This is a genomic window from Aeromonas veronii, from assembly GCF_040215105.1.
GTDB classification, from domain to species: Bacteria; Pseudomonadota; Gammaproteobacteria; order Enterobacterales; family Aeromonadaceae; genus Aeromonas; species Aeromonas veronii_G.
This window is the reverse complement of the sequence record NZ_CP157875.1, coordinates 3950321-3973034: the sequence shown is the minus strand read 5'-3', so window position 1 is coordinate 3973034 and position 22714 is coordinate 3950321. Positions and strand designations below refer to the sequence as shown.

Annotated in this window: 25 protein-coding genes; 19 read left to right on the top strand and 6 right to left on the bottom strand. The window is 61.1% G+C overall.

Annotated features, from left to right (window positions below):
* Positions 1 to 43 precede the first annotated feature (43 nt).
* The 4 genes from ABNP46_RS18285 (at position 44) to ABNP46_RS18270 (ending at position 3526) form a co-directional block, all read left to right on the top strand.
* Positions 44 to 577: a glutathione peroxidase gene (locus ABNP46_RS18285; RefSeq protein ID WP_349919700.1), complete on the top strand. Its 534-nt coding sequence runs from the start codon at positions 44 to 46 to the stop codon at positions 575 to 577.
* Positions 578 to 653: 76 nt separating this feature from the next.
* Positions 654 to 1589: a LysR family transcriptional regulator gene (locus ABNP46_RS18280; RefSeq protein WP_349922563.1), complete on the top strand. Its 936-nt coding sequence runs from the start codon at positions 654 to 656 to the stop codon at positions 1587 to 1589.
* A 182-nt stretch (positions 1590 to 1771) separates the two neighbouring features.
* Positions 1772 to 2968 carry a NupC/NupG family nucleoside CNT transporter gene (locus ABNP46_RS18275; RefSeq protein WP_349919699.1) on the top strand — a complete coding sequence of 399 codons (1197 nt, stop codon included), beginning with the start codon at positions 1772 to 1774 and terminating at the stop codon, positions 2966 to 2968.
* A 414-nt stretch (positions 2969 to 3382) separates the two neighbouring features.
* The gene (locus tag ABNP46_RS18270; protein WP_349919698.1) at positions 3383 to 3526 is read left to right on the top strand and encodes a hypothetical protein; all 144 of its coding nucleotides are present in this window, start codon (positions 3383 to 3385) and stop codon (positions 3524 to 3526) included.
* Between the two features lie 144 nt (positions 3527 to 3670).
* Here the strand turns inward: ABNP46_RS18270 and ABNP46_RS18265 are convergent, their stop codons facing one another.
* Together ABNP46_RS18265 and arfB are read right to left on the bottom strand one after the other, a co-directional pair.
* Positions 3671 to 4162, bottom strand: a complete 492-nt coding sequence (locus ABNP46_RS18265; protein ID WP_349922560.1) for a methylated-DNA--[protein]-cysteine S-methyltransferase — start codon at positions 4160 to 4162, stop codon at positions 3671 to 3673.
* A 41-nt stretch (positions 4163 to 4203) separates the two neighbouring features.
* The gene (arfB, locus tag ABNP46_RS18260) at positions 4204 to 4620 is read right to left on the bottom strand and encodes an alternative ribosome rescue aminoacyl-tRNA hydrolase ArfB (protein ID WP_349919697.1); all 417 of its coding nucleotides are present in this window, start codon (positions 4618 to 4620) and stop codon (positions 4204 to 4206) included.
* A gap of 201 nt (positions 4621 to 4821) precedes the next feature.
* On the opposite strand from arfB, the gene glnK reads away from it, so the two are divergent.
* From glnK to ABNP46_RS18235, 5 genes are all read left to right on the top strand, one after another.
* A complete protein-coding gene (gene glnK / locus ABNP46_RS18255; RefSeq protein WP_169046793.1) occupies positions 4822 to 5160 on the top strand; it encodes a P-II family nitrogen regulator in 339 nt (112 codons plus the stop codon).
* A gap of 251 nt (positions 5161 to 5411) precedes the next feature.
* The gene (locus ABNP46_RS18250; protein WP_349919695.1) at positions 5412 to 6419 is read left to right on the top strand and encodes a Fe(3+) ABC transporter substrate-binding protein; all 1008 of its coding nucleotides are present in this window, start codon (positions 5412 to 5414) and stop codon (positions 6417 to 6419) included.
* Between the two features lie 39 nt (positions 6420 to 6458).
* On the top strand, positions 6459 to 8084 hold the full coding sequence (locus ABNP46_RS18245) for an ABC transporter permease (protein ID WP_349919694.1): 1626 nt from the start codon (positions 6459 to 6461) through the stop codon (positions 8082 to 8084).
* Positions 8085 to 8125: 41 nt separating this feature from the next.
* Positions 8126 to 9202 carry an ABC transporter ATP-binding protein gene (locus ABNP46_RS18240; RefSeq protein WP_349919692.1) on the top strand — a complete coding sequence of 359 codons (1077 nt, stop codon included), beginning with the start codon at positions 8126 to 8128 and terminating at the stop codon, positions 9200 to 9202.
* Between the two features lie 37 nt (positions 9203 to 9239).
* Positions 9240 to 10145, top strand: a complete 906-nt coding sequence (locus ABNP46_RS18235; protein WP_349919690.1) for a Dyp-type peroxidase — start codon at positions 9240 to 9242, stop codon at positions 10143 to 10145.
* Positions 10146 to 10341: 196 nt separating this feature from the next.
* Here ABNP46_RS18235 and argR read toward each other — a convergent pair whose 3' ends face one another.
* Positions 10342 to 10812, bottom strand: a complete 471-nt coding sequence (argR, locus tag ABNP46_RS18230; RefSeq protein WP_005308670.1) for a transcriptional regulator ArgR — start codon at positions 10810 to 10812, stop codon at positions 10342 to 10344.
* A gap of 200 nt (positions 10813 to 11012) precedes the next feature.
* Between argR and ABNP46_RS18225 the strand changes: the two genes are divergently transcribed.
* From ABNP46_RS18225 to ABNP46_RS18200, 6 genes are all read left to right on the top strand, one after another.
* Positions 11013 to 11753: an ATP-binding cassette domain-containing protein gene (locus tag ABNP46_RS18225; protein WP_349919688.1), complete on the top strand. Its 741-nt coding sequence runs from the start codon at positions 11013 to 11015 to the stop codon at positions 11751 to 11753.
* Between the two features lie 24 nt (positions 11754 to 11777).
* Entirely contained in the window at positions 11778 to 12518 is a 741-nt protein-coding gene (locus tag ABNP46_RS18220) for a transporter substrate-binding domain-containing protein (RefSeq protein ID WP_349919687.1), read from the top strand.
* A 3-nt stretch (positions 12519 to 12521) separates the two neighbouring features.
* Positions 12522 to 13172, top strand: coding sequence for an arginine ABC transporter permease ArtQ (gene artQ / locus ABNP46_RS18215; RefSeq protein ID WP_349919685.1), 651 nt, complete (start codon positions 12522 to 12524; stop codon positions 13170 to 13172).
* Positions 13173 to 13174: 2 nt separating this feature from the next.
* The gene (gene artM / locus ABNP46_RS18210) at positions 13175 to 13837 is read left to right on the top strand and encodes an arginine ABC transporter permease ArtM (RefSeq protein ID WP_349919684.1); all 663 of its coding nucleotides are present in this window, start codon (positions 13175 to 13177) and stop codon (positions 13835 to 13837) included.
* 242 nt (positions 13838 to 14079) lie between these two features.
* Entirely contained in the window at positions 14080 to 15015 is a 936-nt protein-coding gene (mdh, locus tag ABNP46_RS18205; protein ID WP_349919683.1) for a malate dehydrogenase, read from the top strand.
* Between the two features lie 432 nt (positions 15016 to 15447).
* Positions 15448 to 16038: a tetratricopeptide repeat protein gene (locus ABNP46_RS18200; RefSeq protein WP_349922559.1), complete on the top strand. Its 591-nt coding sequence runs from the start codon at positions 15448 to 15450 to the stop codon at positions 16036 to 16038.
* Positions 16039 to 16113: 75 nt separating this feature from the next.
* On the opposite strand, the gene hmpA is transcribed toward ABNP46_RS18200, so the two are convergent.
* Positions 16114 to 17307, bottom strand: coding sequence for an NO-inducible flavohemoprotein (gene hmpA, locus ABNP46_RS18195; protein WP_349919681.1), 1194 nt, complete (start codon positions 17305 to 17307; stop codon positions 16114 to 16116).
* Positions 17308 to 17418: 111 nt separating this feature from the next.
* Between hmpA and ABNP46_RS18190 the strand changes: the two genes are divergently transcribed.
* Complete coding sequence (locus ABNP46_RS18190) at positions 17419 to 17886, top strand: Rrf2 family transcriptional regulator (protein WP_349919680.1); 468 nt, start codon at positions 17419 to 17421, stop codon at positions 17884 to 17886.
* 32 nt (positions 17887 to 17918) lie between these two features.
* On the opposite strand, the gene ABNP46_RS18185 is transcribed toward ABNP46_RS18190, so the two are convergent.
* Positions 17919 to 19199 carry an HlyC/CorC family transporter gene (locus ABNP46_RS18185; RefSeq protein WP_349919679.1) on the bottom strand — a complete coding sequence of 427 codons (1281 nt, stop codon included), beginning with the start codon at positions 19197 to 19199 and terminating at the stop codon, positions 17919 to 17921.
* A gap of 39 nt (positions 19200 to 19238) precedes the next feature.
* On the bottom strand, positions 19239 to 20030 hold the full coding sequence (locus ABNP46_RS18180; protein ID WP_349919677.1) for a cytochrome C assembly family protein: 792 nt from the start codon (positions 20028 to 20030) through the stop codon (positions 19239 to 19241).
* 326 nt (positions 20031 to 20356) lie between these two features.
* Here ABNP46_RS18180 and ffh point away from each other — a divergent pair, with 326 nt between their 5' ends.
* From ffh to rimM, 3 genes are all read left to right on the top strand, one after another.
* Positions 20357 to 21733 carry a signal recognition particle protein gene (ffh, locus tag ABNP46_RS18175; protein WP_349919675.1) on the top strand — a complete coding sequence of 459 codons (1377 nt, stop codon included), beginning with the start codon at positions 20357 to 20359 and terminating at the stop codon, positions 21731 to 21733.
* Positions 21734 to 21917: 184 nt separating this feature from the next.
* A complete protein-coding gene (gene rpsP, locus ABNP46_RS18170; RefSeq protein ID WP_010673084.1) occupies positions 21918 to 22166 on the top strand; it encodes a 30S ribosomal protein S16 in 249 nt (82 codons plus the stop codon).
* A 24-nt stretch (positions 22167 to 22190) separates the two neighbouring features.
* Positions 22191 to 22712, top strand: a complete 522-nt coding sequence (gene rimM / locus ABNP46_RS18165) for a ribosome maturation factor RimM (RefSeq protein WP_277856305.1) — start codon at positions 22191 to 22193, stop codon at positions 22710 to 22712.
* The last annotated feature ends 2 nt before the right edge of the window (positions 22713 to 22714 follow it).

Sequence of the window (22714 nt, the reverse complement as noted above, 5' to 3'; positions counted from 1 at the left end):
TGCCAGTATCATGAAACCATGCATACCCACGGGAGAGCGCGAGATGAAATGGATGATCCTGCTGCTGTGGCTGGGGGCGGGCAGTACCGCCGCCTGTCCTGCCTACTTCAATCTGGAACAGCGGGAGTTGAACAGCACCCAGCGGCATAACCTCTGTCAGCTCACCGAGGGCAAGGTGGTGCTGGTGGTCAACACCGCCTCCTATTGTGGCTATCGCGGCCAGTTCGCGGATCTGGAGCGGCTCTACCAGAACTACAAGGACAAGGGACTGATTATTCTGGGGTTCCCCTCCAATGACTTCTGGCAGGAGTCTGCCGATGAGGGCAAGACGGCGACCGTCTGCCGGCGAGACTACGGCGTTACCTTCCCCATGTTCAACCGCATTGCCGTGCGCGGCAGCGATGCCAGCCCGCTTTACCGGGGGCTGTCAGCCGCCGCCGGTGGTGATGCCCCCGGCTGGAACTTCCACAAGTACCTCATCGGCCGCGATGGCAGGCTGCTTGGCAGCTATGGTGCCAGCCAGGCGCCGGGAGAGGATCCCCTGCTGGGGGAGCTGAAACAGGCGCTCGAACCCTAGGCCGGGTTCCGGGAGTCTGGAATAATGGCTCCCCCTCTCTTCATCTGGACATCCCGTGCTGCAACGTCTGCCCCAAATGGTGATCTTCGATGCCCTGGTCCGTGAACAGGGCATCTCGGCGGCCGCGCGCCGGCTCGGGGTCTCCAAGTCCCACATCAGCAAGCAGCTGGCCCTGCTGGAGGCCGAACTCGGCGCCCAGCTGGTGCAGCGCACCACCCGCCGCTTCGCCCTGACCGACCTCGGTCAGGAGTATGCCCGCCACTGCCGGGCCCTGGTGGCGGTGGCGCTGGAGGCGGACTCCATGGTGGCGGAGCGTCGCGGCAAGGTGAGCGGGGTGCTGCACCTCGGGGTCGGCCAGTCCTTCGGCCGGTTGCACGTGATCCCGCGGCTCAAGGCGTTTCAGGCACGCTATCCCGAGCTGGAGCTGGAGGTGTCCCTGTTCGATCACCGCACCAACCTGGTGGACGAGGGGCTGGATCTCTGGATCACCACCTATGAGGACAAGCCGCAAGCCCTGGTGGGGCAGCGACTGGCGGACATCGGCTTCGTGCTGGTGGCCTCGCCGGACTACCTGCTGAGTCACGGCACGCCGCTGCAACCCAAGGATCTCGCCCAGCACAACTGCATCACCTATCAGAGCCGGGAGCGGCGCTATCACGAGTGGTCGTTTCGCCAGGGCAAGGAGCGCCAGACGGTGCAGGTCGCGGGCAACTACCGGGTGGATCTGGCGGAGGCGGTGCGGGACGCGGCGTTGGCCGGGCTCGGCATCGCCTATGTGGCCAACTACTTGCTGGACAAGGAGTTGCAGAGCGGTCAGCTCATCCCCCTGTTGCCCCAGTGGCGACCGAACCAGAAGATGGCGGTACACGCCGTCTACGCCAGGCGCGAGCACCTGGATCCCAAGATCCGCCTGTTCATCGACTTCCTCAAGGAGAGCTTCGGCCCCACCCCTTATTGGGAGCAGCGGCTCAACCCCTGGCTCGGGGGCAAATTGTCCGGCAGGGAGGAATGATCGTTTCCATATAAGAACACTGACTTTCTCGTGATATCAAAGATCAGCGAAATCAGCAGCTTGCCGCAACCGATATCGTGAAAACGTTTTTGCTAACAGGGCTGTAACCGGGCGGACTTGCAGTGATGGGGGAGGGGGCGCAGAATCCGCGCCCATCTTTTATCTCACTCGATGGACCCCCTATGATCGCCCTGCTCGGCATGCTGAGTATTCTGGCCATGGCCGTACTCTGCTCTGATAATCGTCGTCGTATCCCGTTGCGAACAGTGGGCCTCGCCCTCTGCCTGCAAGTGCTCTTCGCCGCCCTGGTGCTCTGGCTGCCCGCGGGCCAGCACGTGCTGAACGGCGTGAGCGAGAGCGTCAGCAGCGTGATCGGTTACGGCCAGGAGGGGATCGCCTTCCTGTTCGGGGATCTCGCCAAGTTCAAGCTGGGCTTCATCTTCGCCTTCAACGTGCTGCCGGTGATCATCTTCTTCTCCGCCCTCATCGCCATCCTCTACCACATCGGCCTGATGCCCAAGGTGATCGCCCTGCTGGGAGGCGGCTTGCAGAAGCTGCTGGGTACCGGTCGCGCCGAGAGCCTCTCCGCCACCGCCAACATCTTCGTCGGCATGGTGGAGGCGCCCCTGGTGGTCAAGCCCTACCTCTCCAAGATGTCCGACTCCCAGTTCTTTGCGGTGATGAGCTGCGGCCTGGCCTCGGTGGCCGGTGGCACGCTCGTGGGCTATGCCAGCATCGGGGTCGAGCTGAAATACCTGATTGCGGCGGCCTTCATGTCGGCCCCTGCCGGTCTGGCCATGGCCAAGATCCTGGTGCCGCCGGGTGAACAGGAAGTGGATCACCATGAAGACGTGGAGATCCCCCGTGCCACCAACGTCATCGAGGCGGCGGCTGACGGGGCCATGTCCGGCCTGAACATCGCGGTGGCGGTAGGGGCGACCCTGCTGGCCTTCGTCGGGGTGATCGCCCTGCTCAACGGCCTGCTGGGCTGGGCCGGGGATCTGGTGGGGCTGGAGCTGAGCTTCCAGATCATCCTGGGCTGGTTGTTTGCTCCCGTCTCCTGGCTCATCGGGGTGCCCTTGGATCAGGCTCAGGCCGCCGGGGCGCTTATCGGTACCAAGATCGTCATCAACGAATTCGTCGCCTTCATCGCCCTGGTGCAGGATCAGACCCTGAACGAGTCGAGCAAGGCCATCGTCACCTTCGCCCTGTGCGGCTTTGCCAACATCTCCTCCATGGCGATCCTGATCGGTGGCCTGGGAGCCATGGTGCCGGAGCGCAAGGCCTTCATCGCCCGCTACGGCATGCGTGCCATCCTGGCCGGCGTGCTGGCGAACCTGATGAGCGCCTCCCTCGCGGGTCTGTTCCTCAGCCTCTGATTGACCACCGAAGCTAGCACCTTCCGGTCAGGGCCCGCTTCGGCGGGCTTTTTTGTGGCCGGATGGCAGGCAAAAAAAAGCGCCTCTGGGGAGGCGCGGGGAAAAGACAGATTGGAAGCGTCACATGGGTGCGACCTGGATGAGGGATGAGCCATACCACCCAGGTACAGGGTCATCATGCCTCCCTTTCTCTGAAGCCCTTCTGAGGCGATTCTTCATACTGTGTTCATTTTGATAAACGCTGCCCAGTATTCATGGGGTATGCCTGTGATGCTGTGTTTATTTAAATAATCAGCATTTTATTTCGATGGATTTATTATTGACAGCATGGATGTGAGGTTTTGCTTCCCCGGGATCGGGGGAGGAGAGACCCCCGGAGGCCTGCGGCTGTCAGGGGGTGAGGATAACCTCCCGGTGACTCTGTTCCAGAGCGAGCAGCCACTGGCATTGAAGGGGCTGGGCGGCGCCGTCAGGGGGGAGGACAACCTCCCGGTGACTCTGTTTCGGGGCGAGCAGCCACTGGCGTTGAAGGGGCCGGGCGGCGCCGTCAGGGGGTGAGGACAATCTCCCGATGACTCTGCTCCAGAGCGAGCAGCCACTGGCGTTGAAGGGGCAGGGCGGCGCCGTCAGGGGGTGAGGACAAAGTCCCGGTGACTCTGTTCCAGAGCGAGCAACCACTGCTTGATGGGCAGGGCGGCGCCGTCAAGGGGTGAGGATAAAGTCCCGGTGACTCTGTTCCAAAGCGAGCAACCACTGCTTGATGGGCAGTCCGCCCCCGTAGCCGACCAGCTTGCCGCTGCGGCCGATGACGCGGTGGCAGGGCACTATGATGCTCAAGGGGTTCTGGCCGTTGGCGGCTCCCACGGCGCGCACCGCCTTGGGGTTGCCGATGGCGCTGGCGATGTCGAGATAGCTGACGGTCTCGCCATAGGGAATGTCGCACAGTGCCCCCCACACCGCTTGCTGGAAGTCGGTGCCACGGGCGGCAAGGGGCAGATCGAAGCGCTGCAGCTGGCCGGCAAAGTAGGCCTCGAACTGGGCGATAAAAGGGGCGAGGGCCTGGGGGTCTTGCAACCACTCCGGGGCCGGCACTATGGGTCTCTCCCCTCGCACGAACTCCACAAACCGCAGACCCCGGGCGTCGATGGCGACGAGCAGGGGGCCATGGGCACTGTCACAAAAGTCGTATCTTATCTGCATGCTGGTTCTCTGCACCTCATGGCGCGCATCCCGGGCTAGTCCAGCCCGGGTTTGCCGCGGGTGGATTTTATCTCCCCTTTGCGCTTCTTGGCATCGACCCGTTTGCGCTGGGAGCTGCGGGTCGGTTTGGTGGCGTGGCGCGCCTTGGGGCGCCAGGCGGCTTTTTTCAGCAACTCCACCAGGCGGTTCATGGCCTCCTTGCGGTTCATGTCCTGGCTGCGATGGGTCTCGACCCTGATCTGGATGAAGCCGTCGTGTACCCGGCTGTCGGCGAGTTTCTCCAGCCCCTCCTTGTAGAGCGGTGTCAGGCTGGGAGAGTCCCGGTAATCGAAGCGCAGCCAGACGGCGGAGTCCGTCTTGTTGACGTGCTGACCGCCGTTGCCCTGGGCGCGCATGGTCTGGAATTGCAGCTCATGCCAGGGAATGGTGACGCTGTTGGAGATGACTAACATGGGGCGATGCTCTCATTTGGTGCATCAAGGGAGTCTGGTGCAGCTTGGTGCCTCATATTGGGGCGAGTTGCGCTTCCTTGGTGATCCCGGACCCTGATGGCCCAAGGGTTAAAGGCTATCTTGATGAAAATAAACAATAAAAATACTTGGCACAAGAATTGATGACTCTTCCACGACATACCATGGATTGGGAGCAACCAGATGAAGCTGATTACTGCGATTATCAAACCCTTCAAGTTGGACGATGTGCGCGAGGCCATCGCCAGCCTGGGAGTCGAAGGCCTGACGGTATCCGAGGTCAAGGGCTTCGGCCGCCAGAAGGGGCATACCGAATTATACCGGGGAGCCGAGTACCAGGTCGACTTCCTGCCCAAGGTGAAGCTGGAGATCGCCACCGCCGACGACAACGTGGAAGGGGTGATCGAGGCGATCTGCAAGGCGGCCTACACCGGCAAGATCGGTGACGGCAAGATCTTCGTCTACGACCTGCTGCAGGCGGTGCGGATCCGTACCGGCGAGAGCGACGACGAGGCGCTCTGATCCTCGCGCGGCCCGATCCCTCGTTTCGCGGGTTGAAAGGGGGATGGGCAGCATACCGTGCCAGATCGAGGCAGTAATAGAGTGAATTATCATTGATAGGCCGGAGGCTATGCCATCCGGCCTTTTTGTTTAGTCAATGGTTAAATATGTGATCCTACCTCCCGGAATCGCCTTGATCCCTGGGTTGCGCCTCGTGCAGAATGCAAACAAAAACAATTCTCAACGACACGCAACACAAGGAACGGATGACGATGAAAATGAAGATGCTGGCACTGGCTTTCTCCACTCTGGTCGCCCAGTCGGCCTTTGCTGCCGCAGAAGTGAATGTCTACTCCAACCGCCAGGATGAGCTGATCAAACCCATCATCCAGCAGTTCGAGAAGGAGACGGGGATCAAGGTCAACGTGGTGTTCGCCAAAGAGGGGCTGAACGAGCGTCTGGAGCGGGAAGGCAAGCTCTCCCCGGCCGACCTGATGCTGACCGTCGACATCAGCCGCCTGACCGATCTGGTGGACAAGGATCTGGTGCAAGCGGTGGACAGCAAGACCCTGCAGGAGAACATCCCCTCCATCTACCGGGATCCGGACAACAAGTGGTTTGCCCTGACCACCCGGGTGCGTGCCATCTACTCCAGCAAGGATCGTCTCGGCAAGCTCGATACCATTCGCTACGAAGATCTGGTGAAGCCTGAATTCAAAGGGAAAATCTGTACTCGCAGCGGCAAGCACGATTACAACGTGGCCCTGGTCTCCTCGATGATCGTCCACCACGGCATGGCCGACACCAAGACCTGGCTGGAAGGGGTCAAGGCCAACCTGGCGCGCAAGCCCCAGGGCAACGATCGGGATCAGGTCAAGGCGATCAAGGACGGTATCTGTGACGTATCGCTGGGCAACAGCTACTACCTCGGCGCCATGCTGAAGGATCCGGCGCAGAAGTCCTGGGCCGATGCGGTGGAGATCAACTTCCCGAACCAGGCCGATCGCGGTGCCCACGTCAACGTGAGCGGCGTGGCCATGACCAAGTACGCCAAGAACAAGGAAGCGGCCCAGAAGCTGATGGAGTTCCTCTCCGGCGACACCGCCCAGCACCTGTACGCGGACGTGAACGCCGAGTATCCGGTCAAGGCCGGGGTGGAGCCTTCCGCCATGGTCAAGTCCTGGGGCAGCTTCAAGTCTGACACCCTGCCGGTCAGCGACTACGCCAAGCACCGCAAGGATGCCCTGCAGCTGCTGGATGAAGTGAAGTTCGACCTGTAATCGGATGGGGCCGCTGGCCCCATCAAACCTTGTGATCTCATGAAACATCCTGTCTGGATTGCCGGCAGCTGGGCGAGTGCCCTGCTGCTGGGTTTGCCCGTCCTCGCCCTCGTCTTCTCCGCCTTCTCGGCGGACGGCGCCCTGTTCGCCCATCTCGCCGATACCGTCTTGCCGAACTACCTCGCCAACACCGCCGGACTGGTGCTGGGGGTGGTGGGGCTCAGCCTGTTGTTCGGGGTGCCGACGGCCTGGCTGGTGGCCATGTGCCAGGTGCCTGGCCGCCGGGTGTTGCAGTGGGCACTGATGCTGCCCATGGCGATGCCGTCCTATATCGTCGCTTACGTCTACACGGATCTGCTGGACTACTCGGGCCCCTTGCAGGCGGGGCTGCGCGCCCTGTTTGGCTGGCAGAGTCCGACCGATTACTGGTTCCCGGCCATCCGCACCCTGGGGGGGGCTGCCTGGGTGCTGGCACTGGTGCTCTTCCCCTATGTCTACCTGCTGGCCCGCGCCTCTTTTCTTGAGCAGTCGGTCAGCCTCATTCACTCCAGCCGCTTGCTCGGCTGTACCCCCTGGCAGAGTTTTCGCCGCCTGAGCCTGCCGATGGCGCGCCCCGCCATCATGGTGGCCGCGTCACTGGTGGCAATGGAGACCCTGGCGGACTTTGCCACCGTCCACTTCTTCGCCCTCAATACCCTGACGACGGCCATCTACGACACCTGGCTCGGCTATGGCAGCCTGGCCACCGCCGCCAAGCTCTCCTGCCTGATGCTGCTGGCGGTGGTGCTGCTCATCGCCATCGAGCGCCGCTCCCGCCGGCGTCAGCAGGTGTTCCAGAAATCCATGGGCCATGAGGCGCCGCTGCGCTATCCCCTCGAAGGTGGCTGGCGCCTGCTCGCCGGGCTCTGGTGCTGGGGGCTGGTACTGGCGGGCTTCGCCTTGCCGTTCGCCATCCTGCTCGATTACGGGGTACGCTACTTCGCGCTCTCCTGGACGCCGGAGTTTGTGCGCTTCGCCGGCAACAGTTTGGCTATATCGGCGCTGACCGCCCTGCTGGCCATGGCCGTCGCCCTGCTGCTCGGCTTCTGCCGTCGCCTCGATGGGGACGCTCGCAGCCTCCTGCCCCTGCGCATCGCCAGCCTGGGGTACGCCATGCCGGGCACCGTGCTCGCCATCGGGGTGCTGGTCCCCCTGACCGCATTGGACTTTGGCATCAACGATCTGGCCGAGTGGCTCGGCATGCAGGGGCCCGGTCTGTTGCTGACCGGCACCCTCACCGCCATCGTGTTTGGCTATCTGGTGCGCTTCGTGGCCATCGCCATCGGATCGGTGGAGAGCAGCATGGGCAAGATCTCCCCGAGTCTGGATGCGGCGGCCCGCTCCCTGGGTCAGGGGAGCGGCGGCATGTTGCGGCGAATACACCTGCCCCTGGTGCGGCGCGGCCTGTTCGCCGGCGCCCTGCTGGTATTCATCGAATCCATGAAGGAGTTGCCCGCCGCCCTGCTGCTGCGCCCCTTCAACTTCGAGACCCTGGCGACCCATGTCTATCAGTTCGTCTCGGACGAGATGCTGGAGCGGGGGGCGCTCGGCGCCATCGTCATCGTGCTGGTGGGGCTGGTGCCGCTCATCTGGATCAACCGCAACCTGGACAGTCAGGGCCACTGAGCCCGCGTCCAGCCTGGGTCAAAGAACAAAGGAGACGAGCCTTGTCTTGTCTGAATATCGAGAAGGTCAGCTGTCACTACAACGGCCGGCCGGTACTGGAACAGCTCTCAATGCAGGTGGCCGACAACGAGATCATCTGCCTGCTCGGGGCCAGTGGCTGCGGCAAGACGACCTTGCTCAAGGCCGTGGCCGGTCTGCTGCCGCTCGCTGAGGGGGAGATCCGGCTCGGCGGGACCCTGCTGGATGGGCCGGGCCGGAGTCTGGCACCGGAGGCGCGCAACATCGGCATGATCTTCCAGGATTACGCCCTCTTCCCCCATCTGACGGTGGCCGAGAACGTCGGCTTCGGGTTGACCCGCCAGAGCCGCAGTGTGCGTGAGCAGCAGGTGACGGAGGCGCTGGCCCTGGTCAATCTGCAGGGGTTGGGGGATCGCTACCCCCATCAGCTCTCCGGCGGCCAACAGCAACGGGTCGCCATCGCCCGCGCCCTGGTGTGCAAGCCGCGGCTGATGCTGCTGGACGAGCCCTTCTCCAACATCGACACCCAGGTGCGGATGAAGCTCATCCTCGAGATCCGCGCCCTGCTCAAGCGCCAGGGCATCGGCGCCATCTTCGTCAGCCACAGCAAGGAGGAGGCCTTCGCCTTCGCCGACCGGCTGGCGCTGTTCCGGGCCGGTCGCATCGAGCAGGTGGGGGAGCCCGAACAGCTCTATCGCCGTCCACAGAACCGCTTCGTGGCGGAATTTCTCGGCGGGGTCAACTACCTGGCCGCCGAGGTGCTGGATAGCCACAGCGTGCAAACTGTGTTGGGGCGGATAACGGGCCATGAGCCCCATGGCCGGGCCGTCGGCGAGCGGCTGCAACTCATGCTCAGGCCCCAGCAACTGGTGCTGACGGCGGCGACTGAAGGGAACCTGCTGATACGGGAGCAGCAATTCCTCGGCCACCACTGCCGGGTGCTGGTGGCGTGCGGGGATCAACTGCTGGAGGCCAGCATTGGCGAGCCCCTCGAGGGGGAGCGTGCCAGGGTGACGGTTGCCCCCCATGCCCTGGTGCTGTTTGGGGATGTGGCCGATAGCGATGTGAAATCAAGGAATTGGCCCCATTCCGGTTTATAATCCCGCGATGCCCTAGCCAATGTCTTTGGAGAGAGAAATGAAAGCCCAAGCCGGGATCTGCGCAGAGCCGAATCTGCACGCCCTCTATCTGATGTTCAATCGCACCGGTGACTGCGCCGAGCTGGCGGCCCGTCTGGCCAAGCTGCCTGTGCTGTGGGATGCGGTGAGTGCCGATTTCCCCGATGCCGCATTCAGCGGCCTGGTGGCCGTCGGTGCCGAAGGGTGGGATGCCCTCTATCCGGTTGCCCGCCCGCCCCAGTTCCGTGGTTTCATGGCGCAGTCTGCCAACGGTCAGGAGGCACCGAACACCCCGTTCGACTTGTTCGTGCAACTGCGCGCCGATCGGGTGGACGTGCTGCATCACGCCGGTCAGCGGGTGATGGCGCTGCTGGCGGGTCTGGTAGCGTTGGCCGAAGAGGTGCGCGGCTTCCGCAACCTGGATTGTCGCGATCTGACCGGTTTCGTCGATGGCACCGAGAATCCGCAAGAGGATCACCGGGCCGAGGTGGCGCTGCTGGAAGGGGGCGAGTTTGCCGGTGGCTCCTACATCCACGTGCAGCGCTGGGTTCACGCCCTGGCGGACTGGGAGAAGCTGGCTCTGAAGGAGCAGGAAGACATCATCGGCCGCACCAAGGCCGACAACATCGAATACGAGTCTGCCGACAAGCCGCTGACCTCCCACATCAAGCGGGTCAACCTCAAGACTCCCAAGGGGGAGTCCATGGAGATACTGCGCCAGAGCATGCCCTGGGGCACCATGCGCGAGCAGGGGCTCTACTTCATCTCCTGCTGCCGCACGCCGCTGCACTTCAACGCCATGCTGGCCAGCATGTACAAGGGGGAGGGCAGCCACTACGATCACCTGCTGCGTTTCACCAAGGCGGTGACGGGGGCTGCCTTCTTCGCTCCTTCACAAGATTTCCTGCTATCCCAGGGGAAATAACAGCACGAATGCGCTGAAAAATGTGCCCGAGCGGGCGCTCCGGCATGGATCTCTGACCCGGTCGGCGCATCTCTGGCGCCGGGCAGTAGAGCTCGGATGCAAGTCAGGCCGCCAGCAGGCGGCCCAGAAAACAAAAATCCCGGCCTAGGCCGGGATTTTTCGTTCGGGTCGTGGCGCCGCCAGGGTGGCAACCCGATCAGGGGGTCTGTTCGAACAGCTCGAGCGCCGAGAGGTAGAGTTCCTCGATATCGGTGTCGCTGGTCGGGGTGATGAAGATGGTGTCATCACCGGCGATGGTGCCGAGGATCCCTTCGGCCTTGCCGAGGGAGTCGAGCAGGCGGGCGATCAGCTGGGCGGCACCCGGACTGGTGTGGATCACCACCAGGGCGCCATTGTGGTCGACGTCCAGTACCAGATTCTTGAGGGGGCTGGAGGTGGTCGGCACACCCAGTTCCACCGGCAGGCAGTAGACCATTTCCATCTTGGCATTGCGGGTGCGGACGGCGCCGAAGCGGCTCAGCATGCGCGATACCTTGGATTGGTTGATGTTCTCGAAGCCCATCTCTTGCAAGGCAGTGACTATCTCTGCCTGGGAGCCAAAACGCTCCTCTTTTAGCAGGGCTTTAAAGGCCTTGGCCAGTTTTTCTTGCTTGTCGTTATGTTTCATCTTGGACTCACGAATGAGGGGAGTGGTCGCCCGTCACGCTCAGGGGACAGGTACGAACAGCGCTGCTATTTTGCATTCATATGCCGGTTTTGGCAAGGAAGCGGCGCTTCTTCTGCATATTGATTCAAATATAGCTTGCATCCACTTATGCTAGCGCTAGAATCAGGACGAAATTTTGAAAACTTATTCAATTAGGTCGTATGGGTATTGAATTAATCGGCATCGAGAAATCCTGGCACAAGGTGCAGGTACTGCAGCAGGTCAGCTTCAAGACCGCTCCCGGCGAAACCTTGGTATTGCTGGGCCCTAGCGGTGCGGGCAAGAGTTCCCTGCTGCGCATGATGAACCTGCTGGATACCCCGGATGCCGGTGTGCTGCGCATTGGCGACAGTGAATTTTCTTTCCCGAGCGACCTCTCTGCGGTGCAATTCAATCGCCAGGCCCAGGCCCTGCGCCGCAAGGTGGGCATGGTCTTTCAGCAGTACAACCTCTGGCCCCATCTCACCGTGATGGAGAACCTCATCGAGGCGCCCATCAAGGTGCTCGGCATGAACCGTGAGGCCGCCATCGACAAGGGGGCCTATCTGCTGGCCCAGCTGCAGCTCGCCGACAAGCGCGACGCCTGGCCTGCTCGCCTCTCCGGTGGCCAGCAACAGCGGGTGGCCATCGCCCGCACCCTGATGATGGATCCCCAGGTACTGCTGTTCGACGAGCCGACCGCCGCGCTCGATCCTGAAATTACCAAAGAGGTGGCGGAGATTATCCGCGGCCTGAGCCAGACCGGCATCACCCAGGTGGTGGTGACCCACGAGGTGGAGTTCGCCCGCAAGGTGGCCAGTCAGGTGATCTATCTGGAGAAGGGGCGGATCATCGAATCCGGTAGCGCCGCTATCTTCCAGGCCCCGCAAACCAGCCGGTTTGCCGAATTCTTGATGCATTGATATTGAGTCGATAAGGAAGCTGTCATGAAAAAGAGTCTGTTGTTGGTTGCGGCCATGGGCCTGCTGAGCACCTCCGTGCTGGCCAAGGAGATCAAGTTCGCCACCGAGGCTACCTATGCGCCGTTCGAATACCTGGACGACAAGAACGAGTTCCAGGGCTTCGACATCGATCTGGCCCGCGCCATCTGCGCCCAGGCCAAACTGGAGTGCAGCTTCCACAACCAGGCGTTTGACAGCCTGATCCCCAGCCTCAAGTTCCGTCGCTATGACGCCGCCATCGCCGCCATGGACGTGACCCCGGAGCGGGCCGCCCAGGTCGACTTCTCCGACATCTATTACGAGAACTCCGCGGTCTTCGTCGCCAAGAAGGGCGCCTACAAGGGACCGGAAGATCTGGTGGACAAGACGGTCGGCGTGCAGAACGGCTCCTCTCACCAGTCCTACCTGGTGGATAACTGGATCAGCAAGGGCCTGCTCACCGTGCCCTATGCCAGCTACCAGAGTGCTTTCCTCGACATGATGAACGGCCGCACCGATGGCGTCTTCGCCGATACCGCCGTGGCTGCCGAGTGGCTCAAGCAGCACCAGGATTACGGCGTGATCGGCACCCCCGTGACCGACGCCAAGTACTTCGGTACCGGTTTTGGCATCGCCGTGGCCAAGGACAACACAGAGCTGTTGACCCAGCTGAACAAGGGGCTGGCCGAGATCAAGGCCAACGGCACCTATCAGAAGATCTATGACAAATACTTCGCGCAGCAATAAGCCATGTTGAGTCTGTTGTTGGATGCGGCCTGGATGACGCTGGGGCTGGCCCTGGCGTCTCTGGCGGGGGGCATGGTGCTGGCGCTGGGGTTCAGCGCCGCCGAGCTCAGCAAGCGCGGCTGGCTGGTGTGGCCGGTGGCCACCCTGACCACCCTGATCCGCGGGCTGCCCGAGTTGCTGGTGGTGCTGTTCATCTACTTCGGCTCGACCCAGGTGCTGTTCCTCATCACCGGCGAGTACGTGGAGTTCAGCCCCTTCGCCTGCGGCGTGCTGGCGCTCTCCCTGCTGTTTGCCAGCTATGCCACCCAGACCCTGCGGGCAGCCCTCAATGCGGTGCCCGCCGGACAACGGCTGGCGGCCTTGGCCCTCGGGCTTGGCAAGGGACATATCTTCTTTCGCATCGTGCTGCCCCAGGCCTGGCGCCATGCCCTGCCCGGGCTCGGCAACCAATGGCTGGTGCTGCTCAAGGATACGGCCCTGGTCTCCCTCATCGGGGTGAACGAGATGATGCGACAGGCCCAGATGGCCTCGGCCAGCACCTATCAACCCTTCACCTGGTATGCCGCCGCGGCCCTCATCTATCTGGCCATCAGTCTGGTGAGTGAGTTCGGCCTCAAGCAGGCTGCCCGTTATACCCGCCGTTACGGAGGCTGACCATGCAGGATTACCTCATGACCCTGCTGGGTGGCTTGGCCATCACCCTGCAACTCACGGCATTGAGCCTGTTGCTCGGCGTGCTGCTCGCCGTCGCCATGACCTGGGTGCTGGAGCGTCGCATCCCGGTCGCCACCCAGCTGGTGCAACTCTGGGTGCTGATCTTCACCGGCACACCGCTGCTCATCCAGATCTTCCTCATCTACTACGGTCCCGGCCAGTTCGAGTGGCTGAAAGCGAGTCCGCTCTGGCCGCTGCTCAAGCAGCCCTGGTTCTGCGCCGTGCTGGCGCTCGGGTTCAACACCGCGGCCTACTCCACCCGGCTGTTCAAGGGGGCGCTGGACGCCATCCCCGCCGGCGAGGTGGAAGCCTGCCGCGCGCTTGGCTTCTCCGCCGGTCAAACCCTGTGGATGAAGACGCGCCATGCCGCCCGCCGGCTGGTGCCTGCCTACTCCAACGAGGTGATCCTGGTGCTCAAGGGGAGTTCGCTCGCCAGCACCATCACCATCATGGACATCATGGGGCTGGCCCAGCGCCTCAACGCCCAGACCTATGACACTTTGGCGGTGTTCACCGTGGCGGGAGCCCTCTACCTGACCATGAATGGATTGTTAACAATTGGTTTCCGTTGGTGTGAGCGTCGGGCACTGGCATTCCAGTCATAAAGCAGTGTTATTTACCTCTTAATGGTCAAGAAAGCACAGGAAATCTGTGCTTTCCCTCCCATAAATCGCATATTCCGCTCTGTTTTCCTCGTCGCTGTTCCCTGGCTCACAGAACCTGTGATTACAACTGTTATCAGATTGTTTTTTAGCAGGGGATCCTTTAAGGTGATGCCCACAATAAGAAGCCGTCTTAATCCCAACAAGAAACAACCTTAAACCTACGCTTGAACATGGAGTTGATCATGAAAGTTGCCGTTCTGGGTGCCGCCGGTGGCATCGGCCAAGCCCTCGCTCTGCTGTTGAAAAATCGCCTGCCTGCTGGTTCCGAATTGAGCCTGTATGACATCGCCCCGGTCACCCCGGGTGTTGCAGCCGATCTGAGCCACATCCCGACTGACGTGAAAGTAAAAGGTTTCTGCGGTGAAGACCCGAGCCCGGCTCTGGTTGGCGCCGATGTTGTACTGATCTCCGCCGGCGTGGCGCGCAAGCCCGGCATGGATCGTTCCGACCTGTTCAACATCAACGCCGGTATCGTCAAGAACCTGGTCGAGAAGTGCGCGGCCAGCTGCCCGAAGGCACTGATCGGCATCATCACCAACCCGGTCAACACCACGGTCGCCATCGCCGCCGAAGTGCTGAAGAAGGCCGGTGTCTATGACAAGCGCCGCCTGTTCGGTGTGACCACCCTGGACGTCATCCGTGGCGAAACCTTCGTGGCCGAGGCCAAGGGCCTGAACGTCGACAAGGTGCGCATCAACGTGATCGGTGGCCACAGCGGCGTGACCATTCTGCCGCTGCTGTCCCAGATCGAAGGGGCCAGCTTCAGCGCCGATGAAGTCGCCGCCATGACCAAGCGTATCCAGAATGCCGGTACCGAAGTGGTGGAAGCCAAGGCCGGTGGCGGCTCCGCGACCCTCTCCATGGGTCAGGCTGCTTGCCGTTTCGGTCTGTCCCTGATCAAGGGTCTGCAGGGCGAAGCCAATGTCATCGAGTGCGCCTATGTGGAAGGCAACGGCGAGCACGCCACCTTCTTCGCGCAGCCGGTGCTGCTTGGCAAGAACGGCGTCGAGTCCGTGCTGGACTACGGCAAGCTGAGCGCCTTCGAGCAAGAAGCCATGAACAGCATGCTGGCCACCCTGAAGGCCGACATCCAGCTGGGTATCGACTTCGTCAAATAAGCCGCTTGAGTCGTCACAAGGGGAGCCTCGGCTCCCCTTTGTCGTCTCTGGTGGCGGCGAGACGCTAACGAAACGGGGGAGGCTGCCGATAACAGGAGGCAGCAGGAGATCCTTATGATTAAACCCAGTTCCCTCGTCGGCCTTATCTGTCTATGCAGCCTCCCCTTGCAGGGGGCAGAGAGTGTTTCGGCTGCCTCCGCTACCCTGAGTCCGGCCTCTGCCTCCGCCGCGCCCCTGGTCGAGACGCCTATCTCTGCCGCCGTCTCGACGGCGATCTCGTTGACGAACGCCTTGCCAGCGTCTGCTGCCATCGGTTCCGCGGCTCCCATTTCCCCCCCCATCATTGCTCCGCAGGACGCGGCGCTGGGAGCGGTGACGGCGCCCTTGGCTCCGGTCCAGGCGGCTCCGGTCAAGGCTCAGGCTCCGGCCCCCCTGCCCAAGGCGGCTGTGCCTGCTGCCATCGCCAGCGGAGAGCTGCAGGCGGTGCCGCTCTATCGGCAGGATGAGCTGCTCAACTGGATAGAACAGGGGCGCCATCTGGCCCGGGTGAAACAGGACAGGTGCCAGTTGACCCAAGACATCGAGGCGCGGGCCTCGGTGATGAAGATCCCGGCCTACCAGTTCCTGTGGGGAGACATGCTGGCCTGGGGAGTCTGTATCAAACCCAATGCGGAGATCGGGGTCCAGTACATGTGGGAGGCGGCCAATCAGGGGTTGGCCCCGGCCCTGGAGCAGCTTGGCCGCTACTACTGGAAGGGGATACTGGTGCAGAAGGATCTGGCTCGTGCCGAGACCCTGATGCGGGAAGCGGCGAGCCTGGGATTCCTGCGGGCCCAGATCGAGTGGGTGGAGATGTTGTTGCAGGGCATGGGGAGCCCGCTGGATTACGAGGAGGCGTATCACTGGCTGCACGGCGCCGTCATCGGTGACAAGGCGACTCACCAGAAGGCGGGCAGCCTGCTCAGCCGATTGGGCAATCGCATGCCGGCCAATGCCATCGCCCGCGCCAAGGCTATGCGCTAAAGCCCGGTTTGCCGGACGAATAGGACGAGGCCCACCCTGACGGTGGGCCTCGCTGTTTTGAAGGGAATATCGGGCTTAGAAGTCCTGGTGGGGGCCAAAGACTTCGTAGTGCATCTTGTCGGCAGGCACGCCGAGATCGCTCAATTGTCCCTTCACCGATTTCATGAACGCGATCGGGCCGCAGAAGTAGAAGTGGGCATTGGCCGGGATGAGGCCGCTGACCTGTTCAATATTCAGCATGCCGGCGAAGTCGTAGTCCTTCCCTTGTTCATCCTGCACCTGTGGTTCCCGATACCAGACCCGGCTCTCCAGATTGGCATGTTTCCGGCTCTTGTCCCGGATCTCCTCGTTGAAGGCGTGCAATGCCCCGTGCTCGCAGGCATGCAGCCAGCGGATATCGGCATCATGGCCCTTTGTCAGCAACTGGTTGAGCATGCTCAACATGGGGGTCAGGCCTACGCCGGCGCTGAGCAGCACCACGGGCGTACGGGGATCGGTCTGCAGGAAGAAGTCACCGGTCGGCGGCATCAGGGCCACCTCGTCACCGACTTGCAGCACGTCGTGCAGCAGGTTGGAGGCCTGACCCTCTGGCTCACGCTTGACGCTGATGCGGTAGTCGCGGCCATTGGGGGCGTCGGAGAGGGAGTACTGGCGGATCTCCTGATACTCGAGCTCGGGGTGATTGAGCTGAATGCTGAGGTATTGTCCCGGCTTGAAGCTCAGTACGGCCTCTCCGTCTGCGGGAGCCAGCACGAAGGAGGTGATGAGTTCGCTCTCCTTGCGCTTCTCGCGAATGATGAAGGGGCGAGTGCCTTGCCAGCCTCCCGGCTGCTGCGCCTTCTCCTGATAGATCTCGCTCTCGCGGCCGATGAAGATGCTGGCCAGCACCCCATAAGCCTTGCCCCAGGCGTCCAGTACCTCGTCGGTGACCGCACTGCCGCCCAATTCTTTGAGCGTGGCCAAGAGATGACTACCCACAATGTGATATTGTTTCGGCTGGATCAGAAAACCCGTGTGCTTGTGGGCGATGCGTTCCACCGCGCCGGAGAGGGCGCCCAGGTTGTCGATATTCCTGGCATAGGCCGCCACCGCATTGAACAGCGCCAACGGCTGACCACCACTGCGCTGGTGCGCCAGGTTGAAGATATCCTTCAGTTCCGGATTGTGGCTGAACATGCGTTGATAGAAGTGCTGGGTCAGGGCGGGGCCCGCAGATTCGAGCAGGGGAATGGTACTTTTGATGACTGCGATGGTGGCTTGATCTAACATAGGGATCCTTTTTAATTGAACATCTAAAATGTCACTTCATAAGTTGCATCCTAGATGTTTAATTGATCTGAATCAATAACCAATTTTTTTGCGCTATGCGCCACAGGCATTATGAGACTGACGAGCTATACCGATTTTGGATTGAGAGCCCTGCTCTATCTGGCCACGCTGCCGGAAGGGGAGCTGTCGAGCGTTGCCAAGGTGTCCGCCTTGTACGACGTATCCCGCAACCACATGGTGAAGGTGGTGAACCAGCTGGTGAAGCTGGGTTACCTGCAGTCCCAGCGTGGCAAGAACGGCGGGATCCGCATGGCCTGCGCACCGGAGGAGGTGAACATCGGTCAGGTGATCCGGGCGCTGGAAGGAAACCTGGATGGCATCGACTGCAACTCGCCTGTCTGCCACATCGTTTCGGTCTGCCTGCTGAAGAGTGCCCTGAAAGAGGCGATGAACGCCTTCCTGGCGGTGATGGACGGCTACACCCTGAAAGACTTGCTGGCCAATCGCGACGAACTGCAGCGGGTGTTTGGCGAAATGATCCCGACCCTGGTGCTGGAGCCGGACGACGAAAACGAGTGAAACGAAAAAGGCTGCCATCGGCAGCCTTTTTTTCAATCCTCGTAACCCGACTCGTTGCGGTATAGATGGGGCATGATCCGCGCCATCTTCACCATGTTGTTCTCCACTTCAAGGATCTCGATGGGATAGCCCGCCAGCCTCACGCTGATGTTGGGCTGGGGGATCTCCTCCAGATACTCCAGCAGTGCCCCGTTGAGGGTGCGGGGACCGTCCATGGGCAGGTGCCAGTTCATCTCCTTGTTCAGCTCGCGGATGTTGGCGGAGCCTTCTACTAGGAATGAGCCGTCCGGCTGGGGGTGGATCTCGTCGCTGGGCGCCGGAGCCATGGAAGTGGTGAAATCCCCCACGATCTCTTCGAGAATGTCGTCCAGGGTGATCAACCCCTGAATATCCCCGTATTCGTCGACAATCAACCCGATCCGCTCCTTGTTGCGCTGGAACTTGGCCAGTTGCACGTTGAGGGGAGTGCCCTCCGGAATGAAGTAGATGGGGTCCACTTCCCGCAGCAGGCTGGACTTGCTGAACTGATCCCTGGCCACCAGTCTGAGGGCATCCCGGGAGTGCAAAAATCCGACAACGTCATCGATATTGTCGCGATAGAGCAGGATCTTGGTGTGAGCGCAATGGGCAAGCTGGCGCAGTATGGTCTTCCAGTCGTCGTTGATATCGATGGCCGAGATCTCGCTGCGCGGCACCATGATGTTCTCCACCGTCATCTTGTCCAGATCCAGGATGCTGATGAGCATCTCCTGATGGCGCTGGGGGATGAGGCTGCCCGCCTCGTTGACGATGGTGCGCAGCTCCTCGGTATTGAGAGAGTCATCCTTGCGGTGCTCCAACCGCATCAGCTTGAGCAAGAGGTTGGTGATGCCATTGATAAGCCAGACGAAAGGGGCGAGGGGGACCATCAATCCCTTGAGTACCCAGGAGGCCGGATAGGCGATGCGCTCAGGGAACATGGCCGCCAGGGTCTTGGGGGTGACTTCCCCAAATACCAGTACCACCAGGGTCAGGCCGAAGGTGGCGATGGCGACCCCGAGATCCCCGAACAGCCGGATACAGACAATGGTGGCGATGGCGGAAGCCAGGATGTTGACCAGGTTGTTGCCGATCAGGATGAGGCCGAGCAGACGATCCGGCCGTGCCAGCAGTTTTTCAACCCGGCGGGCGGCCTTGTGCTTGGTCTGGGCCAGATGCCGCAACTTGTAACGGTTGAGAGACATCAGACCGGTTTCGGAACTGGAGAAGAAGGCTGACAAGAGGATCAAGATAACGAGAACAATCAGTAATGTACTCGTTGAGATACTGTCCAAGAAGGGCTCCTGTTGGATGGTTGGAGGATGGCCGGGCCGTCAGCTCAGCAAGACTTCCTTGACGAAGCGGCTGCCAAAATAGGCCAAGGTCAGGATGACGCTGCCGATGAGGCTCAGGGTGATGACCTTGCGACCGCGCCAGCCGCGGGTATGGTGACCCCACAGCAGCAATATGTAGACGCACCAGGCCAGGATGGAGAGTACCGCCTTGTGGGATTTGCCCTGGGCGAACATGTCATCCAGGAAAAAGAGCCCGGAGGCGATGGAGAGCGTCAGCAGGAACAGGCCGGCCGAGATGAGCTGGAACAGCCGGCGTTCCACCGTCATCAGCGGTGGCATGGCTGGCAGATTGCTGATTTTTCTGGATTTGAGTTGCCTGTCCAAACAGGCGAGCTGAAGCGCAAACAGGCAGGCGATCATCAGTACCGAATAGGCCATCAGGGCCAGACCGATGTGCAGCAGCAGCTGGGGATGGGCTTCCAGATGAGTGATGTAGCGGCCCGGGATCAGCGCACTCGCCGCCAGCAACAGGGCGGAGAAGCTGTAGACCACGGGGAGCAGGATCCAGCCGTTGAAACGGCGGGTGACGCAGGTCATGAAGCAGCTGATGATGAGGCTGACCAGGGAGGCGACGTTCAGCATGCTGAGGTTCTGGCCCGACTGAGTAGCCAGCACTTCGCTGCCAACCGCAACGCCATGGGCTGTCAGGGCCAGGCCCACACAGGCGAACAGCGGTACCTGCCCGACGGGCTTGGCGCTGAGCAGCAGGTGCAGCGAGGCGATGATGGCCAGCAGATAAAACGCCAGGGCCAGGATGGAGATCACGATCATAACCAGGTCGTTGTTAAGCAAGCTTTATGGAATAAGAGGAGCAGTATACCTTGCACAAGATATGCTCGCCAGTTGCGCCAGCGGCTAACTGCCCATATATAAGCAGCAGACTGGTGGTTGATCCCTTCCCTGACACCCATTGGCGTCGACAGGAGGCAAAATCCTGCCTTCGCTGGGCCGTGTCGGGCATGAGTATCCTGTACCGATGGATGTGCAGGTCTTGCTCGTGAAGGGGTTGCCCCTCGCTCCTTGCGGTGAATAATCGTCCCACAGGATTGTCTGGGGTATAATGCCCCCAATTGTTACGCCAAGAACCGGAATGCGTCATGTTTGAGAATTTGACAGAACGACTCTCGCGCACCCTGCGCAATGTCAGTGGCCGTGGTCGACTGACCGAAGAGAACATCAAGGATACCCTGCGTGAAGTGCGCATGGCGCTGCTCGAGGCGGACGTCGCCCTGCCGGTCGTGCGTGATTTCGTGGCACGGGTCAAGGAGCGGGCGGTCGGCCAGGAAGTGGCCAAGTCCCTGAGCCCGGGCCAGGCCTTCATCAAGATAGTGCACGGCGAGCTGGTCTCCGTGATGGGAGAAGCCAACGAGCAGCTCAACCTGGCTGCCCAGCCGCCAGCCATCATCTTGATGGCGGGTCTGCAGGGTGCCGGTAAGACCACCACGGTTGGCAAGCTGGCCAAGCTGCTCAAAGAGCGCAGCAAGAAGAAGGTGCTGGTTGTCAGTGCGGACGTCTATCGCCCGGCGGCGATCAAGCAGCTGGAAACCCTGGCCGGCGACATCGGGGTGGACTTCTTCCCGAGCGACGTGACCCAGAAGCCGGTGGCCATCGCCACCGCCGCCATCGATCAGGCGCGCAAGAAGTTCTATGACGTGGTGATCGTCGATACCGCCGGTCGTCTGCACGTCGACAGCGAGATGATGGCGGAGATCCAGGATCTGCATGCCACCATCAAGCCGGTCGAGACCCTGTTCGTGGTGGATGCCATGACCGGTCAGGATGCCGCCAACACCGCCAAGGCGTTCAACGAGGCGCTGCCGCTCACCGGTGTCATTCTCACCAAGGCGGACGGCGACGCCCGCGGCGGCGCGGCCTTGTCCGTACGCCACATCACCGGCAAGCCGGTGAAGTTCATCGGTATGGGGGAGAAGACCGATGCGCTGGAACCCTTCCACCCGGACCGTCTTGCCTCCCGTATCCTCGGCATGGGGGACGTGCTCTCCCTCATCGAGGAGGTGGAGCGCACTGTCGATAAAGAGAAAGCCGCCAAGCTGGCCAGCAAGGTCAAGAGTGGCAAGGGTTTCGATCTGGAGGACTTCCGCGAACAACTGGCCCAGATGCGCAACATGGGCGGCATGATGGGTATGCTGGACAAGCTGCCGGGCATGTCCGGGCTGCCGGACAACGTGAAGGATCAGATGGATGACAAGCTCACCGTGCGCATGGAGGCCATCATCAGCTCCATGACCCCGAAGGAGCGTGCTCATCCCGATCTCATCAAGGGGTCCCGCAAACGCCGCATCGCAGCCGGTTCCGGCATGCAGGTGCAGGACGTGAACAAGCTGCTCAAGCAGTTCACCGAGATGCAGCGCATGATGAAGAAGATGTCCGGCAAGGGCGGCATGCGCAAGATGATGGGGCAGATGAAAAATATGCTGCCACCGGGATTTGGTGGCGGCCGCGGCCCCTTCTAATCCCGAGGCGACAGCCAGCCATGCAAGGGCTCACCAGCGGTGGGCCCTTTTCATGCTCATCCTTGTGCAAAAAGTGGCTGGCTCGGTTGCAATTATTACGAATCCAAGTAGAATTATGCGGCTTATTTTAAGCTAGGGTCCGCGTATTTGCGGGCCTTGTTCATTAGATGTTTATGAGGACGATATGGTAACCATTCGTTTACAACGTGGTGGCGCGAAAAAGCGTCCGTTCTACCAGGTAGTAGTTGCTGACAGCCGTAATGCCCGCGACGGTCGTTTCATCGAGCGCGTTGGTTTCTTCAACCCGGTTGCTGCTGGTAACGCTGAAAAGCTGAACCTGGACCTGGCTCGTATCGAGCATTGGGTTGCTACTGGTGCCGCTGTTTCTGACCGCGTTGCCAAGCTGATCAAAGACGCTGCTAAAGCTGCTTAATCAGCCAAACGGTAGGGAGTTAAGGTGGAAAAACCTGTAGTTCTGGGCACCCTGGGCACCGTTTACGGTATCAAGGGCTGGCTTAAAGTGAACTCCTTCACCGATGTTGCCGAAGCGATTTTCGATTACAACCCCTGGCTGATCAATCAGAACGGGGCGTGGCGTGAGATCCGGGTTTCGGCCTGGAAGCGTCACAACAAGGGTCTGATCTGCAAGCTCGATGGTATCGATGTGCGCGAGGATGCCCTGGCATTGACCAATGTCGAGATTGGCGTTAACGCCGATCTGTTGCCCGCGTTGCCCGAAGGTGAATTCTACTGGCGTGACCTCATCGGTTGCACCGTAAAGACCACCAAGGGATACGACCTGGGCAAGGTGACCGAATTGATGGAAACCGGCTCCAACGATGTGTTGGTGGTTGAAGCCAATGTAAAAGATGCCTTCGGTGCGAAGGAGCGGTTGATTCCGTTCCTGGAAGAGCAGGTGATCAAGAACATTGATCTGACTGCTCGCACAATCGAAGTTGATTGGGATCCTGGTTTCTAGTT

Excerpts from the sequence above, each read along its gene's own strand:
- ABNP46_RS18285 (WP_349919700.1), top strand. The coding sequence starts at position 44 with ATGAAATGGATGATCCTGCTGCTGTGGCTGGGGGCGGGCAGTACCGCC.
- ABNP46_RS18280 (WP_349922563.1), top strand. The coding sequence starts at position 654 with ATGGTGATCTTCGATGCCCTGGTCCGTGAACAGGGCATCTCGGCGGCC.
- ABNP46_RS18275 (WP_349919699.1), top strand. The coding sequence starts at position 1,772 with ATGATCGCCCTGCTCGGCATGCTGAGTATTCTGGCCATGGCCGTACTC.
- arfB (WP_349919697.1), bottom strand. The coding sequence starts at position 4,620 with ATGTTAGTCATCTCCAACAGCGTCACCATTCCCTGGCATGAGCTGCAA.
- glnK (WP_169046793.1), top strand. The coding sequence starts at position 4,822 with ATGAAGCTGATTACTGCGATTATCAAACCCTTCAAGTTGGACGATGTG.
- ABNP46_RS18250 (WP_349919695.1), top strand. The coding sequence starts at position 5,412 with ATGAAAATGAAGATGCTGGCACTGGCTTTCTCCACTCTGGTCGCCCAG.
- ABNP46_RS18245 (WP_349919694.1), top strand. The coding sequence starts at position 6,459 with ATGAAACATCCTGTCTGGATTGCCGGCAGCTGGGCGAGTGCCCTGCTG.
- ABNP46_RS18235 (WP_349919690.1), top strand. The coding sequence starts at position 9,240 with ATGAAAGCCCAAGCCGGGATCTGCGCAGAGCCGAATCTGCACGCCCTC.
- argR (WP_005308670.1), bottom strand. The coding sequence starts at position 10,812 with ATGAAACATAACGACAAGCAAGAAAAACTGGCCAAGGCCTTTAAAGCC.
- ABNP46_RS18225 (WP_349919688.1), top strand. The coding sequence starts at position 11,013 with ATGGGTATTGAATTAATCGGCATCGAGAAATCCTGGCACAAGGTGCAG.
- ABNP46_RS18220 (WP_349919687.1), top strand. The coding sequence starts at position 11,778 with ATGAAAAAGAGTCTGTTGTTGGTTGCGGCCATGGGCCTGCTGAGCACC.
- artQ (WP_349919685.1), top strand. The coding sequence starts at position 12,522 with ATGTTGAGTCTGTTGTTGGATGCGGCCTGGATGACGCTGGGGCTGGCC.
- artM (WP_349919684.1), top strand. The coding sequence starts at position 13,175 with ATGCAGGATTACCTCATGACCCTGCTGGGTGGCTTGGCCATCACCCTG.
- mdh (WP_349919683.1), top strand. The coding sequence starts at position 14,080 with ATGAAAGTTGCCGTTCTGGGTGCCGCCGGTGGCATCGGCCAAGCCCTC.
- hmpA (WP_349919681.1), bottom strand. The coding sequence starts at position 17,307 with ATGTTAGATCAAGCCACCATCGCAGTCATCAAAAGTACCATTCCCCTG.
- ABNP46_RS18190 (WP_349919680.1), top strand. The coding sequence starts at position 17,419 with ATGAGACTGACGAGCTATACCGATTTTGGATTGAGAGCCCTGCTCTAT.
- ABNP46_RS18180 (WP_349919677.1), bottom strand. The coding sequence starts at position 20,030 with ATGATCGTGATCTCCATCCTGGCCCTGGCGTTTTATCTGCTGGCCATC.
- ffh (WP_349919675.1), top strand. The coding sequence starts at position 20,357 with ATGTTTGAGAATTTGACAGAACGACTCTCGCGCACCCTGCGCAATGTC.
- rpsP (WP_010673084.1), top strand. The coding sequence starts at position 21,918 with ATGGTAACCATTCGTTTACAACGTGGTGGCGCGAAAAAGCGTCCGTTC.